This window comes from Kitasatospora sp. NPDC048407 (genome assembly GCF_043200475.1).
In the GTDB taxonomy this organism is placed as follows: domain Bacteria; phylum Actinomycetota; class Actinomycetes; order Streptomycetales; family Streptomycetaceae; genus Kitasatospora.
Genome location: NZ_JBICXW010000016.1, coordinates 171,172 through 185,618, shown reverse-complemented (window position 1 = coordinate 185,618; position 14,447 = coordinate 171,172). Strand labels below are relative to the sequence as shown.

Annotated in this window: 14 protein-coding genes; 5 read left to right on the top strand and 9 right to left on the bottom strand. The window is 74.2% G+C overall.

What is annotated here, in order from left to right; translation table 11 throughout:
- Positions 1 to 136: 136 nt before the first annotated feature.
- The 8 genes from def to ACGFWJ_RS26595 all read right to left on the bottom strand — a co-directional run bounded on the left by def (position 137) and on the right by ACGFWJ_RS26595 (position 7,593).
- Complete coding sequence (def, locus tag ACGFWJ_RS26630; protein WP_387637465.1) at positions 137 to 760, bottom strand: peptide deformylase; 624 nt, start codon at positions 758 to 760, stop codon at positions 137 to 139.
- Between the two features lie 116 nt (positions 761 to 876).
- Complete coding sequence (locus tag ACGFWJ_RS26625; RefSeq protein WP_380487310.1) at positions 877 to 1,860, bottom strand: tetratricopeptide repeat protein; 984 nt, start codon at positions 1,858 to 1,860, stop codon at positions 877 to 879.
- A 107-nt stretch (positions 1,861 to 1,967) separates the two neighbouring features.
- Entirely contained in the window at positions 1,968 to 3,287 is a 1,320-nt protein-coding gene (locus ACGFWJ_RS26620; protein WP_392954050.1) for an HD-GYP domain-containing protein, read from the bottom strand.
- Positions 3,284 to 4,678, bottom strand: coding sequence for an HD-GYP domain-containing protein (locus tag ACGFWJ_RS26615; protein WP_387637474.1), 1,395 nt, complete (start codon positions 4,676 to 4,678; stop codon positions 3,284 to 3,286). The genes ACGFWJ_RS26620 and ACGFWJ_RS26615 overlap by 4 nt, the downstream gene beginning before the upstream one ends.
- Positions 4,679 to 4,856: 178 nt before the next feature.
- Positions 4,857 to 5,216, bottom strand: coding sequence for a mycothiol system anti-sigma-R factor (rsrA, locus tag ACGFWJ_RS26610; RefSeq protein ID WP_387637477.1), 360 nt, complete (start codon positions 5,214 to 5,216; stop codon positions 4,857 to 4,859).
- On the bottom strand, positions 5,213 to 5,863 hold the full coding sequence (locus tag ACGFWJ_RS26605) for a sigma-70 family RNA polymerase sigma factor (RefSeq protein ID WP_387865675.1): 651 nt from the start codon (positions 5,861 to 5,863) through the stop codon (positions 5,213 to 5,215). The genes rsrA and ACGFWJ_RS26605 overlap by 4 nt, the downstream gene beginning before the upstream one ends.
- A gap of 344 nt (positions 5,864 to 6,207) precedes the next feature.
- Entirely contained in the window at positions 6,208 to 6,828 is a 621-nt protein-coding gene (locus tag ACGFWJ_RS26600) for an alpha/beta family hydrolase (RefSeq protein WP_392954046.1), read from the bottom strand.
- A 27-nt stretch (positions 6,829 to 6,855) separates the two neighbouring features.
- Positions 6,856 to 7,593: an SOS response-associated peptidase gene (locus tag ACGFWJ_RS26595; protein ID WP_392954043.1), complete on the bottom strand. Its 738-nt coding sequence runs from the start codon at positions 7,591 to 7,593 to the stop codon at positions 6,856 to 6,858.
- A 101-nt stretch (positions 7,594 to 7,694) separates the two neighbouring features.
- Here ACGFWJ_RS26595 and ACGFWJ_RS26590 point away from each other — a divergent pair, with 101 nt between their 5' ends.
- The 5 genes from ACGFWJ_RS26590 to hisN all read left to right on the top strand — a co-directional run bounded on the left by ACGFWJ_RS26590 (position 7,695) and on the right by hisN (position 12,047).
- Complete coding sequence (locus ACGFWJ_RS26590; RefSeq protein WP_387865557.1) at positions 7,695 to 8,399, top strand: M50 family metallopeptidase; 705 nt, start codon at positions 7,695 to 7,697, stop codon at positions 8,397 to 8,399.
- Positions 8,400 to 8,427: 28 nt separating this feature from the next.
- Positions 8,428 to 9,747, top strand: a complete 1,320-nt coding sequence (gene aroA, locus ACGFWJ_RS26585; RefSeq protein WP_392954041.1) for a 3-phosphoshikimate 1-carboxyvinyltransferase — start codon at positions 8,428 to 8,430, stop codon at positions 9,745 to 9,747.
- 15 nt (positions 9,748 to 9,762) lie between these two features.
- On the top strand, positions 9,763 to 10,818 hold the full coding sequence (rsgA, locus tag ACGFWJ_RS26580; protein ID WP_392954039.1) for a ribosome small subunit-dependent GTPase A: 1,056 nt from the start codon (positions 9,763 to 9,765) through the stop codon (positions 10,816 to 10,818).
- Between the two features lie 88 nt (positions 10,819 to 10,906).
- Positions 10,907 to 11,230, top strand: a complete 324-nt coding sequence (locus tag ACGFWJ_RS26575) for a DMT family transporter (protein WP_387637492.1) — start codon at positions 10,907 to 10,909, stop codon at positions 11,228 to 11,230.
- 19 nt (positions 11,231 to 11,249) lie between these two features.
- Positions 11,250 to 12,047: a histidinol-phosphatase gene (gene hisN / locus ACGFWJ_RS26570; RefSeq protein WP_387865561.1), complete on the top strand. Its 798-nt coding sequence runs from the start codon at positions 11,250 to 11,252 to the stop codon at positions 12,045 to 12,047.
- A 188-nt stretch (positions 12,048 to 12,235) separates the two neighbouring features.
- Here the strand turns inward: hisN and ACGFWJ_RS26565 are convergent, their stop codons facing one another.
- Positions 12,236 to 14,152, bottom strand: a complete 1,917-nt coding sequence (locus ACGFWJ_RS26565) for a tetratricopeptide repeat protein (protein ID WP_392954035.1) — start codon at positions 14,150 to 14,152, stop codon at positions 12,236 to 12,238.
- Between the last annotated feature and the right edge of the window lie 295 nt (positions 14,153 to 14,447).

Below are 14,447 nucleotides of genomic sequence, written 5' to 3'. Positions count from 1 at the left end.
GGCGCGGGGCCGCCGCCCCCCCCCCCCCCCCCCCCCCCCCCCCCCCCCCCCCCCCCCCCCCCCCCCCCCCCCCCCCGCGCGGGGGGGGGGCCCCCCCCCCCCCCCCCCCCCCCCCCCTTCCGGAGGTGGGAGTACGTCAGGCGTTCGGCACGGTGGCGTACTTGGGGGTGCCCTCGGCCATCTGCCGCAGGGCGTCCTTGCGGTCGCGCTTGGAGAGCCGGTCGATGTACAGGTAGCCGTACAGGTGGTCGGTCTCGTGCTGGAGGCAGCGGGCGAAGAAGCCGGTGCCCTCGACCCGGACCGGGTTGCCGTGCTTGTCCTGGCCGTTGACGGCGGCGTAGCCGGGGCGGGCGAGCTCCTGGTACGCGGTGGGCACCGACAGGCAGCCCTCCTGGCCGTCGTCGAGGCTGCGGCGGCCGGCCGGGAGCTCCTCCAGCACCGGGTTGACGACGTGTCCGATGTGGCGGACACCCTCGTCGTCGGGGCAGTCGTAGACGAAGACCTTCAGGTCGACGCCGATCTGGTTGGCGGCTAGGCCGACGCCCTCGGCGGCGTACATCGACTGGAACATGTCGTCGATGAGCGCGGCGAGGTCGTCGTCGAAGGCGGTGACGGTCTGCGTCTCGCGGTGCAGCACCGGGTTGCCGACCACGGTGATCGGGCGGGCGGTGCCCTTGTTCGGGTCGGGCAGCTCGCCGACCAGCCGGACCTCGGTCTCCTGCTGCTCGTCGTCGTGCTCGTGGTCGTGGTGCTCGGCCATCGCTTGCTTCCGCTCCGTCCGCGTCCGGCTGGTGTACCGATCCAGAGTACGGGGCGCGGTGGCGCGTGGGGGTACCTCCCAGCCCCCCTTGGGGCCGGGGGCGGGTCAGCGGCGGATCAGCACACCTCTTCGAGGTCCCGGTAGGCGCGGGTGGCCGGGGAGGCGGCGGCCCAGCGCTCCAGCAGGGTGCGGACCAGCCCGGCGGGCGCGGCGATGCCGCATTCGCGTTCGATCTGCCAGGGGCCGCCGGCCGAACCCTGGCTGAGGTGGCTGAGGTGACCGGGGTGCAGCGGGTCGCCGTCGTCGTGCGGGTCGTGGTGCGCGGTGTGGCCGTCGTCGATGGCCATCCGGGACTCCGAGCAGGTACGGCACAGCAGCCGCACCGAGGACGTCCAGTCCTCTGCGGCGTACCCGGCGTCGGCGACCGTCTTCTCCAGCGCGTCCCGGTCGGCGGCGGTGGCGGCCTGCAGCAGCACCACCCAGGTCGGCACCGGGGACGGTGCCCACAGCTCGATCTCGTCGAACACCGGGTAGGCGACGCCGTCGGCGACCCGCTCGCCGTGCGGGGCGCCGTCGTGCAGCACCACCTCGCCCCAGCGGCGGCCGGAGGACGGCAGCGGGATGGACAGCACCTCGATCCGCGCCGGGTCGAGCCGGCGGCCCCACACCACCTCCGACTCGCCGTCCGGGGACAGCCGCACCGGGGTGGTGCCGAGGTCGAGCTCGATCGGCCCGTCCGTGCCCGGCCCGCCGGGCAGCCGCAGGCCGTACGCCTGCCAGGCGCGACGGGCCAGCGGCCAGTCCTGCAGGGCGGTGGCGGTGATGCCGAGGTTCCACCAGTCCGGGGCGCCGTGCTGGCGGTCCAGCAGCGCGACGGCGCGCAGGCCGGCGCTGCGGGCCTGCTCCCAGTCGCGGCGGAACTTGTGCAGCAGGGCCAGGTTGAACCAGGAGTCGGAGAGCGACGGCTCCAGGTCGGCCGCCATCACCAGCAGCGCCCCGGCGTCCTCGTACCGGCCGTCGCCGATCAGCGTGAACGCACGGTCGGTGGTCTGCCGCCAGGTCGCCGACGGACGGTGCCGTGCGCGGTGGAAGATCCTCACGTTGGTCCCTTGCCGTCGGTCGTCACCGGGTCGCCCCGCCTCCGGGTCTTCCCGCCACGACCGCATCCAACCACGCCCGCCGTGGGCGGCGCGCCCCGCGCGGCCATTCAGGCCGCGAACCGGCAGCGGGCCGCGCGGTGGCCGCGGCGGCCGAGCCGGGCGAGCGCGTCCAGCACCACCGGATCGTAGCCGCGGCCGGCGTCCAGCCTCAGGTGCTCGAGCGGATCGAGGACGCCGGCCCGGGGGCGGTCGGCGGCGGCGGTGCGCAGGTCGTCGTGCGCGTTGGCGACCCGGATGATCCGGGAGGCCAGCGGCAGGGTGGGGTCGTGCCGGCCGTCGTCGAGCCGGCACGGGTCGGCGAGCCGGGCGACCTGCTGCCACACCTGCTTGGGCACGCCGGTGCGCCGGATCACCTCGCTGCCGAGCCGGGCGATCCGCTGCTGCTCGTCGTCGGCCAGCAGCGCGGTCGCCCCGCCGGGCACCGGCTCGACCAGCGACAGCTGACCGATGTCGTGCATCAGCGCGGCATATTCCAGCAGTGTCAACTCGCGGCTCCCGAGCCCCAGTTCGCGCCCCAGCGCGCACGCGGTGTCGGCCACCCGGCGGGCGTGCCCGGGGGTGGTGTAGCCGGCGATCTCGGTGGCCCGGGCGAGCGTCTCGATGGTCTGCCCGGTGGTGGCCCGCACCTCGACGGCCCGCCGGAACGAGGCCTGCGCGAGCAGCAGCGGCACGCAGAACACCGGCAGCGCCCACAGCCCGGCCTCGCCCGCCAGCAGGCTGAGCAGCAGCCCGGTGGCGACCTGCGCGGAACCGATGCCGAGCAGCGCGTGCAGCTGATCGTCGAGCGCGGCGCTGTACCGCAGCCCGGTGCGGGCCCGCTGCTGCCCGGCGGCCAGCACCGCGTCGCCGAGCGCCGCCAGCGCGGCGACGGCCGCCAGCAGCGCCCCGTACGCGGGGCCGGGCAGCCGGTCGGTGGCGCCGGACTCGTACAGCGGCTGGAACAGCAGCGCCGCGAAGGAGACGGTGACCACCCGGCGGGCGGCGGCGTCCAGTCCGCCCAGCGGGCCGCGCGGCCGGCGGCGGACGGCGGCCAGCGCGGCCCGCCCCGCGAGCTGCGCGGCGAGGCCCGCGGCGGTGCCGACCGCGGTGACGGCGGCGGTCTGCGACACCCCGTGCCCGGTGGGCAGTCCGTGCAGCGGCCCGAGCAGCGCGTACGCGAGGGCGACGGCGGTGGCCACCGGCGCGGGTTCGCGGTCGCCGGGCAGCGCGGGCCCGGCGCACTGGCCGAGCGCGATCAGGGCGGTGAACGCCAGCGCCACCTCGGGCTGGCTGGTGCCGACGGCGAGCGCGTGCACCAGCGCGCAGCCGCCGAGCGCGGCGGCCACGCCGTGCAGCAGGTCGGCCGGTCCCGGCCGCCGGAGGGTCACGTCGCCCCGCCGGCGGGCTGGCCCTGCCCGGACTGCTGCGGCATCCGGGCCGGTTCGGGCACGCCGAGCGGAATGTCCGGCACCTCGCCGTCCCAGCCGCCGGGCGGCGGCGGTTCGGGCTGCCAGCCGTGTTCGGCGACGGCCTCGACCAGGGCCCGCACCATCACCGGGTCGAACTGGCTGCCCGCGCACCGCTCCAGTTCGGTGACGGCCTCCTGGACGGGGCGGCCGCGCCGGTAGGAACGGGTGGAGGTCATCGAGTCGAAGGCGTCGGCGACCGAGATGATCCGGGCGAACTCGGGGATCCGGTCCCCCGCCAGGCCGTGCGGGTAGCCCCGGCCGTCGATCCGCTCGTGGTGGTGCAGGATGCCGTCCCGCCCCTCGCCGAGGAAGTCCAGCTGCCGCACCAGCTCGTGCCCGAACACCGGGTGCACCTCGACGGCGCGCCGCTCCGCGACCGTCAACGGCCCGTTGCGGCGCAGCAGTTCGGTGGCCACCGCGAGCTTGCCGACGTCGTGCAGGGTGCCGGCGAAGTGCAGGGTGCGGATCCGGTCCTCGGCGAGGCCCAGCTGGCGGGCGATCAGCACCGAGGCCCGGCCGACCCGTTCGCTGTGGCCGCGGGTGTAGGCGTCCTTGATCTCCACCGCCTGCACCAGCGCCTGCACGGTGGCCCGGTGCGCGGACCGCTCGCGGTGGCCCTGCGCGGACAGCCAGGCGGTGATGGTCAGCGGCAGCAGCCCGAGCACCGCGGCGAACGCCCCGTACGGGCCCTGCCACAGCACCGCGACCATCAGCCCGCCCGCGCCGTGCAGCAGCGCCGCGGGCGCCGCCCGGCGCAGCTTGCGGATCACGCCGTGGCCGGCCGAGCCGCAGGTCAGCCGCACCATGCCGGCCACCAGTGCCCCGTTGACCAGGCAGAACGTCAGGATCGCGGCGAGCGCGCCGAACGCCGCGCCGGGGAAGCGGGTGCCCAGCAGCAGCCGGGAGCCGCCGAGCAGCCGGAACACCTCGGCGGAGATCGCCGAGGCCAGCGCCAGCTGGGCGGCGTTCCACACCCGGCGCAGGTTGCGCGGCTGCTGGGCCGGGCCGAGCAGCGCCCCGGGCAGCGCGACCAGGGCGGCGGCGGCGGGCGGCAGCATCAGCACGCCGGCGAACAGCACCGGGAAGAAGCCGCTGCCGCGCGGGTCCGCCGCGGGCTCCGGCCCGGACCGGCCGCGCAGCCACCGCCACACCCGGGCGCACGGGGTGCGCGCGCCCTGCGCGAGCGACTCCAGGCACAGGTGCAGCAGGGCCAGCAGCCCGATCCGGGGCCAGTCGAGCGTCGGCCAGGACGCCCACAGCGGCAGCAGCGCGGCCGTCGCCGCCGTCAGCACGGCGGCCAGATAGGCCACGGCCCGCCCCGGCAGGGCGATGCGCTCGCGTTCGCTGGCGATCTCGGCCTCCCCAGCCCGTACCGGGCCCTCCGACGTGAGGACTCGTCAGAGAATAGGGCCCGGCCACCCGGACGGGACGCACGATCGCGGATTGCCGCAGCCGGAGCAGCGACAGCTCACCCGATCGAGTGAGTAATCACTCCGCGGTGGCGACGGCGGAGCCGTGACCGGTCGCACCCTCGACCGTCATCTCCATGCTGACCGAGCTCACCTCGACCACCGAACCGCCGCCCGGGCCCTGGCCCTGCCGGATCGAGTCGATCCGGGCCAGCACCTTCGCCCGGAGGTCGGTGGGAGTGTCGTCGCAGCCGCACGAGCGCTTGATCAGCGCCTTGATGGCCTGCTCGAGTCCGTACTTCTCCAGGCACGGCGAGCACTCGTCGAAGTGCACCCGCAGCTTGGCGCAGTCGCCCTCGGGCATCTCGTTGTCGAGAAATTCGTAGAGGTGGTCGAGCACCTCTCCGCACTCGGTCTCGTGCGGATCGCCGCAGCTCATGAGCCAGCGCCCTTCGCTTCGTGCCCTGCACCGGTACCGGCCGGGACCAGCCCCCGCTCGCGGGCGTAATCCTCAAGCATGCCGCGCAGTTGGCGGCGACCACGGTGCAGTCGGGACATCACCGTACCGATGGGTGTACCCATGATGTCCGCGATCTCCTTGTACGCAAAGCCCTCGACGTCCGCGAGATACACCGCGATCCGGAATTCCTCCGGAATGGCCTGCAGGGCGTCCTTCACATCGCTGTCCGGCAGGTGGTCGAGCGCCTGCGCCTCGGCGGAGCGGAGCCCCGTCGACATGTGCGACTCGGCGCGCGCCAGCTGCCAGTCCTCGATCTCCTCGGCCGCGGTGCGCTGGGGTTCGCGCTGCTTCTTGCGGTACGAGTTGATGAACGTATTGGTGAGGATGCGGTACAGCCAGGCCTTGAGGTTGGTGCCCTCACGGAACTGGTGGAACGACGCGTACGCCTTGGCGAACGCCTCCTGGAGCAGATCCTCCGCGTCGGCCGGGTTGCGAGTCATCCGCAGCGCCGCCGAGTACATCGGATCCAGGAAACCGAGGGCGTCCCGCTCGAAACGCTCGCGCCTGGCCTCCTCGCTCTCGCTCTCGGACACCCTGAAGGTGTCCTCGCCGATCACCTCGGCCAGTTCGTCGCCGGTGAGCTGTTCGCCCTCCGGACGGCCCTGGTCGGTGCTCGAAGCACCCGACGCGGCCGCGTCATCGGTCCCGACGACCGGACCCACCTCCTCGATCAGCTGAACACGGCCCACCACGGGCCGATCCGCAAGCGAGGATATCGGGCTGACCGTCTTCTCGCTCGCGGCAACCCACTGCGACCAGTCCGGCACGAGCGAAGGCTGGGCCGCCCGCTCATCGGGCCGTTCGCGGCACGCGATCGAAACCATGGACGCTGCCTTTCCACCGGGGCGTGTTCTGACGACTCGTGCAACCGCCCGCGGCGACGAGACATTCCCGGGCTCCGGACAGGGATTCAGAGCCAGCCGGCGACCGCGTCGGCGATGAGCGCCAGCGCCTCGTCCTGGCCCAGGGGCGCCTTCTTGGGGACCTTGAACCCGTGCGAGGCGTACGGCACTTCGACCAGGCGGTGGGTGTCCGGCAGGTCCGGGAACTCCTCCGGGGTGCCGAAGGTGTCCGTGCCGCCCTGCACCACCAGGGTCGGCAGGCCGGTGTCGAGCAGTTCCTCGGCGCGGCTCTTCTCCGGCTTGCCCGGCGGGTGCAGCGGGAAGGCGAGGGCCAGCACACCCGCCGCGCCGAGGCCGGCGGCGGTGCGGCAGGCGACCCGGGCGCCGGCGCTGCGGCCGCCCGCGAACACCGGCAGGCCCGCCCCGGCCGCGGCGGCGTACTGCGCGGGCCAGCCGGCGTCGAGCGTCTTGGGGGCGGGCGCGAGCTTGCGGCCGGCCACCCGCCAGGGCTGCTCGGCGAGCACCACGGTGATCCCCGCGGCAGGGAGGGCCGCGGCGAGCGCCTGCAGGTCGGGCGCCTCGATGCCGCCACCGGCGCCGTGGCCGAGCAGCAGGACGGCGCGCGGGGCGTCGGCCCGGAACCAGTGCAGCCGGGCGTCGCCGGTGGGGGTCTCGATGATCTGCGGCATGGCGCCGAGCGTATAGAGGAGAACGTCTCAGAACAGGGTGGTGAGGTCGTCCTCGGTGAGTCGCCTGGTCAGGCCGGGGTGGTTGTTGCGGATCGAGCCGACCCCGTCGGGCACCGGGTGGATGCGCAGGTCGCCGGGCGGGGGCGGGGTGAGGTCGGCGCTCTCGGCGTGGGGGTCGAGCCAGGCGTCCCAGCGGTCGGGGCCGAGGTACAGCGGCATCCGCTCGTGGACGGGGGCGAGCAGCGGCTCGGCGGCGGTGGTGACGACGGTGCAGGTGACCAGCCAGGCGTCCGGGTGGTCGGCGGGGACGCCACGGTTGCGCCAGAACTCGTACAGGCCGGCCAGTGCCAGCGGGGCGCCGTCGGCGCGGGAGACGAAGTACGGGCGGCGGGGCGGCCGGGAGACGTCGTCGGTCGGCGCGGTCTGCCACTCGAAGTACCCGTCGACGGGTATCAGGCAGCGCCGCGAGGCGAACGCCTGCCGGTAGGCCGGCTTCTCGTGGACGGTCTCCGCCCGGGCGTTGATCATCTTCACCGCGGTGTCCGGGCTGCTCGCCCAGGCCGGCACCAACCCCCAGCGCAGCACCCGCAGTTGACGGACCGGCCGGCCCCCGCCGCGCGGCGCCCGGTCCAATACGACGAAGGCGGACGCGGTGGGCGCGACGTTCCAGCTGGGGGCCAGTGTCTCGGTGGGATCCCACTGCCGGACCCCGAAGTACCGGACCAGTTCGGCGGGGTCGGTGGAGGAGGCGAAGCGGCCGCACATGCCGTTCAGCTTGCCAGCCCGGCAGAACCGGCGGCTACCGGCCGCCCGTCCTTCCGTGAAACGCTGCCCGCCCGAACGACGGTGATCGGAGGCCCACCGGAATGGACTTCGCACAACTGTGGGACCGGATGACGGCCGTGCAGCCCGACCCGCCGCACTGGCTGGCGTGGGCCGCCGCGGCGGCGGCGCTGCTGGCGGTGGCGGTGCGCCCGGTGTGGCGGCTGAGCCGCACCGTGGTGACCATCGCGCACGAGGGCGGGCACGGGGTGATGGCGCTGCTGACCCGCCGCCGGCTCTCCGGGATCCGGCTGCACTCGGACACCTCCGGGCTGACGGTCTCCTCGGGCCGGCCGACCGGGCCGGGCATGGTGCTGACCGCCGCGGCCGGCTACCCGGCGCCGTCGCTGCTCGGCCTGGGCGGGGCGGCGCTGCTGGAGACGGGCCGGATCACCGCGCTGCTGTGGATCGGCATCGCGCTGCTGGCGGCGATGCTGCTCACCCTGCGCAACCTGTTCGGGGTGCTGGCGGTGCTGGCCACCGGCGGCGCGTTCGTCGCGGTGTCCTGGTACGGCGACGCCGAGTGGCAGGGCGCGTTCGCCCACCTGGGCGTGTGGTTCCTCCTGCTGGCGGGGGCGCGTCCGCTGGTCGAGCTGTTCTCCACCCGGCGCCGCGGCGAGGCGACCGGCTCGGACGCCGACCAGCTGGCCCGGCTGACGGGCGTGCCGGCGACGGCCTGGGTGGCGCTGTTCCTGGTGGTGGCGCTGGCCTGCCTGGGGCTCGGGGCGGCCTGGCTGCTGCCCCGGTAGCCGGGCGCGGCCTCATAGACTGGGCGGTATGACCGACTCCCTGTGGCCCGCTCCCGTCGCCACCGCCGCCGTGGACGCGACTGTGACGATCCCCGGCTCGAAGTCCGCGACCAACCGCGCGCTGGTGCTGGCCGCCCTCGCCGACGGCCCGGGCTGGGTGCGCCGCCCGCTGCGCAGCCGCGACTCGCAGCTGATGGCGGACGGCCTGCGGGCGCTGGGCGTGACGGTCGAGGAGACGGTGAACGCGGCGTCCGGCGGCACCGGTGGCGGCGAGGCCTGGCGGGTCATCCCGGCCGAGCGCCTGCGCGGCCCGGCGCAGGTGGACGTCGGCAACGCCGGCACCGTGATGCGCTTCCTGCCGCCGCTGGCCACCCTCGCGGACGGCCCGGTGCACTTCGACGGCGACCCGCGCAGCCACGAGCGCCCGCAGCACGGCGTGATCGACGCGCTGCGCACCCTCGGCGCCCGGATCGACGACGGCGGGCGCGGCGGCTTCCCGCTGACCGTGCACGGCACGGGCGCGCTGGACGGAGGCCCGGTGGAGGTGGACGCCTCGTCCTCCTCGCAGTTCATCTCGGCGCTGCTGCTGTCCGGCGCCCGCTTCAACAACGGCGTGGAGATCCGCAACGTGGGCGCCACGGTGCCCTCGCTGCCGCACATCCGGATGACCGTCGACATGATCCGCAAGGCCGGCGGCCAGGTCGACGCCCCCGAGGACGGCGGCGAGAAGGACGTCTGGCGGGTCACCCCGGGCGCACTGCTCGGCCGCGACCTGGTGGTCGAGCCGGACCTGTCCAACGCGGCCCCGTTCTTCGCCGCGGCGCTCGCCACCGGCGGCCGGGTCGTCGTCCGGGACTGGCCCAAGCACACGTACCAGCCCGGCGACCAGCTCCGCGAGATCTACACCGCGATGGGCGGATCCTGCCAATTCACTGACGAAGGGCTGGAGTTCACCGGCACCGGCAAGATCCACGGCATCGAGGTGGACCTGCACGACGTCGGCGAGCTGACCCCGGTGATCGCCGCCGTCGCGGCCCTCGCCGACTCCGAGTCCCACCTGTACGGCATCTCCCACCTGCGGCTGCACGAGACCGACCGGATCGCCGCGCTCGCCAAGGAGATCAACGACCTGGGCGGCGACGTCTCGGAGACCGAGGACGGCCTGCGGATCCGCCCCCGCCCGCTGCACGGCGGCGTCTTCCACACCTACGAGGACCACCGGCTGGCCACCGCCGCCGCCGTCCTCGGCCTGGTGGTGAACGGCGTCCTGGTGGAGAACGTGGCGACCACGGCGAAGACCCTGCCGGACTTCCCGCAGATGTGGGCCGACCTCCTCGGCCAGGGCTGACGGGGGATCACGAGCATGCGCCGCTACGACAAGAACGCCGACGAGGACGACATCCGCAGCCGCCCGGGCCGCCGGGGCTCCCGCCCCCGCACCCGCATCCGGCCCAAGCACGAGGACGCCGCCGAGGCGATGATCCTCACCGTGGACCGGGGCCGGATGACCTGCCTGGTCGACAGCGGAACCAAGGAAGAACGCCTGGTCACCGCCATGAAGGCCCGCGAACTCGGCCGCAAGGGCGTGGTCGTCGGCGACGTCGTCAACCTGGTCGGCGACCTCTCCGGGGCCCCCGACACGCTGGCCCGGATCGTCCGGGTCGAGGAACGCACCTCGGTGCTGCGCCGCACCGCGGACGACGACGACCCGTACGAGCGGATCGTGGTCGCCAACGCCGAGCAGTTGGCCATCGTCACCGCGCTCGCCAACCCGGAGCCCCGCCCCCGGCTGATCGACCGCTGCCTGGTCGCCGCGTACGACGCCGGGATGGAGCCGCTGCTGGTGCTCACCAAGTCCGACCTGGCGCCCGCCGAGGAACTGCTGGAGTCGTACGCCTCGCTCGGCATCGACTACGTGGTGACCCGGCACGACGAGCTGGCCACCGCCGGCGCGGAGGCCGTCCGGGAGTACCTGCGCGGGAAGACCACCGTGTTCATCGGGCACTCCGGCGTCGGCAAGACCACCCTGGTCAACGCGCTCGTCCCGGAGCAGCAGCGGAGCACCGGCCACGTCAACGCCGTCACCGGCCGCGGCCGGCACACCACCGTCTCCGCGCTCGCCCTGCGGCTGCCCCCGCCGCCCGGCGTGAAGCCCGGCTCCCGCAAGGCCCTCGACCCGGGCTGGGTGATCGACACCCCCGGCTTCCGGTCCTTCGGCCTGTCTCACATCGACCCGTCCCGGGTCATCCACGCCTTCCCCGACCTGGAGCCCGGCACCGAGGACTGCCCGCGAGCCTGCTCGCACGACGAACCGGACTGCGCACTGGACGCCTGGGTCGCCGACGGCCACGCCGACCCGGCCCGGCTCTACTCGCTGCGCCGACTGCTCGCCACCAAGGAGGCCCACGAGGGGGACTGAGAGTCCCGCAGCCGACGAGTCGCCCGGCCCTGTCCACTGGGTAACGATAGGAAGGTCACACCCTCCTATCTGACAGGGAGTCAACCCGATGGCATGGGCCATGGTGATCCTCGCCGGTCTGCTGGAAACGGGATTCGCGGTCAACCTCAAGCTCAGCCACGGCTTCACCAAGCTCTGGCCCACCGTCAGCTTCTGCCTCTTCGCCCTCGGCTCCTTCGGCCTGCTCACCCTCTCCCTGAAAACCCTCCCGGTGGGCAGCGCCTACGCGGTCTGGACCGGCATCGGCGCCGCCGGCACCGCGCTGTACGGAATCATCTACCTCGGGGAGTCCTCCTCCACCCTCAAGCTGGTCTCGGTGAGCCTGGTCATCGCAGGTGTGATCGGACTTCAGCTCAGCGGCTCGGGACACTGAGTCCGCTAGGGTTCGGGGCATGGCCGACTACCACGACGATCTCCGACTCGCCCACGTCCTCGCCGACTCGGCCGACTCGGTCACCATGGAGCGCTTCAAGGCGCTCGACCTCAAGGTCGAGACCAAGCCCGACCTGACGCCGGTCAGCGACGCCGACAAGGCCGCCGAGGAACTCGTCCGCTCCGTCCTGCAACGAGCCCGTCCCCGCGACGCGGTCATGGGCGAGGAGTACGGCCTGCAGGGCTCCGGCCCCCGCCGCTGGGTGATCGACCCCATCGACGGCACCAAGAACTACGTCCGCGGCGTCCCCGTCTGGGCCACCCTGGTCGCCCTGCTCGAGGAACAGCCCGACGGCGAGTACGCCCCCGTGGTCGGCATCGTCTCCGCCCCCGCCCTCAGCCGCCGCTGGTGGGCCGCCAAGGGACTCGGCGCGTACGCCGGCCGCAGCCTCTCCAAGGCCCAGCGCATCCACGTCTCCAAGGTCTCCCGCCTCGCCGACGCCTCGCTCTCCTTCTCCTCCCTCAGCGGCTGGGAGGAACGCGCCCGCCTCGACGCCTTCCTCGACCTCACCCGCATGTGCTGGCGCACCCGCGCCTACGGCGACTTCTGGTCCTACATGATGGTGGCCGAGGGCGCCGTCGACATCGCCGCCGAACCCGAACTCTCCCTCTGGGACATGGCCGCCCCCTGCATCGTCGTCCAGGAGGCCGGCGGCCGCTTCACCGGCCTCGACGGCATCGACGGCCCCTCCGGCGCGGACGCGGTCGCCACCAACGGCATCCTCCACGAAGCGACTCTGCGCTCGCTGAGCATTTAGAGAGCGAGCAACCAGGGGCGCGGGGAACTGCGCGAAGGGGAACGCACCCAACCGCAAGATCGCGACGCAGGACAATGACCTGCACGTGATCGCGACCTTGCGGACGTGGCCTGCGCTTGTCGCGCAGTTCCGCCCCCTCGGCTTCGCCTGGGGGTACCCCCAGCGCCCCTGGCCTCGCGCCCGCCTGCCTACGCTGACAGTTCCGCGTTCAGGGCCCCCAGCAATCGCCCCGCCCGTTCCGCAACCTCCGCAGGCCCGTACTCCATCGCCCGCTTGCACCAGTTCTCGGCCTGCACCGTCTCCCCCCGCCGCAGCGCGAGCAGCGCGAGCCTGAGCGCGGCCCGGCCGTGGCCGGCGTCCGCGGCGCGGGTGTACCAGAGCATCGCCTCGGCCTCGGAGTCCTGGCGGGCCAGCAGCAGGCCGAGGTTGAAGGCCGCGCTGCGGCTGCCGCCCTCCGCGGCGCGGCGGTACCAGCTCTCGGCGATCTCCAGCGCGCCGCGTTCCGCCGCCCGGACGCCCATCCGGACCTGGGCCCGCAGGTGTCCGGCGTCCGCCGCGACCGCGTACCAGTGTTCGGCGTCCGCGTCGGCGTCCCCGCGCCGGTCGAGCAGGGAGGCGAGCCGGAACGCGCCCTCCGCGGAGCCGCCTTCGGCGGCCTGCCGGTAGCGGTCGAGCGCGCCGGTGAGGTTGCCGCGCTGTTCCTGGACGACGGCGAGTTGGAGCGCGGCTTCGCCGTGCCCCTCGGCGGCGGCGCGGGCGTACCACTCCTGGGCCTGCCGGGTCTCGCCGCGGCCGGCGTGCAGCACGCCGAGGTTGAACGCGCCGTCGACGGAACCTGCTTCGGCGGCCTTGGAGAACCAGGGTTCGGCGCCGGATTCGTCGCCGCGCTGGAGCAGCATGACGGCGAGCGCGTTGCAGGCTTCGCGGTGGCCGGCGTACGCGGCGCGGCGGTACCACTGTTCGGCCTGGGTGTCGCGGCCGGCGCCGGCGCACAGCAGGCCGAGGTTGAAGGCGCCGTTGTGGTCGCCGGCGTCGAGCGCGGCCCGGTACCAGCGTTCGGCGACGGCGTTCTCGCCGCGGCCGGCGTGCAGGGCGCCGAGCGCGTTGGCGGCGGTGCCGTCGCCGGCTTCGGCGGCCTCCTGCCACCATTCGGCGGCGGCGGTGGGGTCGCCGGCGTCGCGGAGCAGGAAGCCGAGCGCGCAGGCGGCGCGGGCTTCGCCGTTCTGCGCGGACTGCCGGTACCAGCGGGCGGCTTCGTCGAGGTCGCCGCGGGCTTCGAGCAGCACGCCGAGGCGCAGCGCGGCGCGGGCGTGGCTGCGGGCGGCTGCGGTGCGGTACCAGGTTTCGGCGGTGTCCTTGTCTCCGGCGGCTTCGCGCATCCGGGCGAGGCGGTAGGCGGCTTCGCGGTGGCCGGAGTCGGCGGCGGCCTTGAACCAGCGTTCGGCGCGGACGTCGCGGCGGTGTTCCATCAGGTCGCCGAGGGCGTAGGCGCCGAGCGGGTGGCCCTGGTCGGCGGCGAAGTGCAGCCAGTATTCGGCGGCTTCTTCTTCGCCCTGGTCGCGCAGTTGCAGGCCGAGGGCGTGCGCGGCGGGTGCCGAGCCGGCGACGGCGGCCTGTCGCCACCACTGGCCGGCTTCGGCGCGTTGGCCCTGCTGGTGGAGCAGGACGCCGAGGTTGTTGGCGGCGGCGCGCAGACCCGCGGCGGCGGCGGTGCGCAGGTAGGGTTCGGCGTCCTGGAGGTCGCCGCGGCGCAGCAGGAGTGCGCCGAGCTGGCTGGCGGCGCCGGGGTCGCCGGCGTCGGCGGAGCCGCGGTGTCGGGCTTCGAGGGCGGCCTGTTCGCGGGCGGCGAGGGCGGTTTCGAAGCTGTCGGTGCCGTCGTCGCTCTCCAGCAGGTCGCGTGCGGAGGCGGTGGCGACGACCTGGTCGGCGGTCAGGTGGACGAGACTGTCGGGGCCGTAGCCGGACGCGGCGAGGCGGCCGGCGGTGCTGCGCTGTCCGGGCAGGCTGCCGCCGGGCTGGCAAGCGCGTCGGGCACCGGTGTCACTGTCCGTGGTGCTGCTGGCCGCCAGTCGTTCTCCTGTTCCGTTCCTGCCGATGAGTTTCATGCCGACTCCAGCTCCCCCCGAGTGTCGCGGCATTCGCCCCCGGCCGTCGGCCCGGGACTGGTCCCCCAGGGGTCACGCCGGATCGGACGGCCTGTCAACGGCCGTGCCGCGTGCCCCTCGTGGTCCATCGTCGCATCACCCGCAACCCTCGTACACCTGCTCCGTCCGTTTTGGCGAAGCGGGGCCGAAGCCCGGCGAGATTGCTTCAGCGCTTTGTCGATTTCCCGACACTGAGCCCCACAAACCCCGGCCACGCATCGTACCGGAGTCGATCAACACTCGATGCACACAAGGG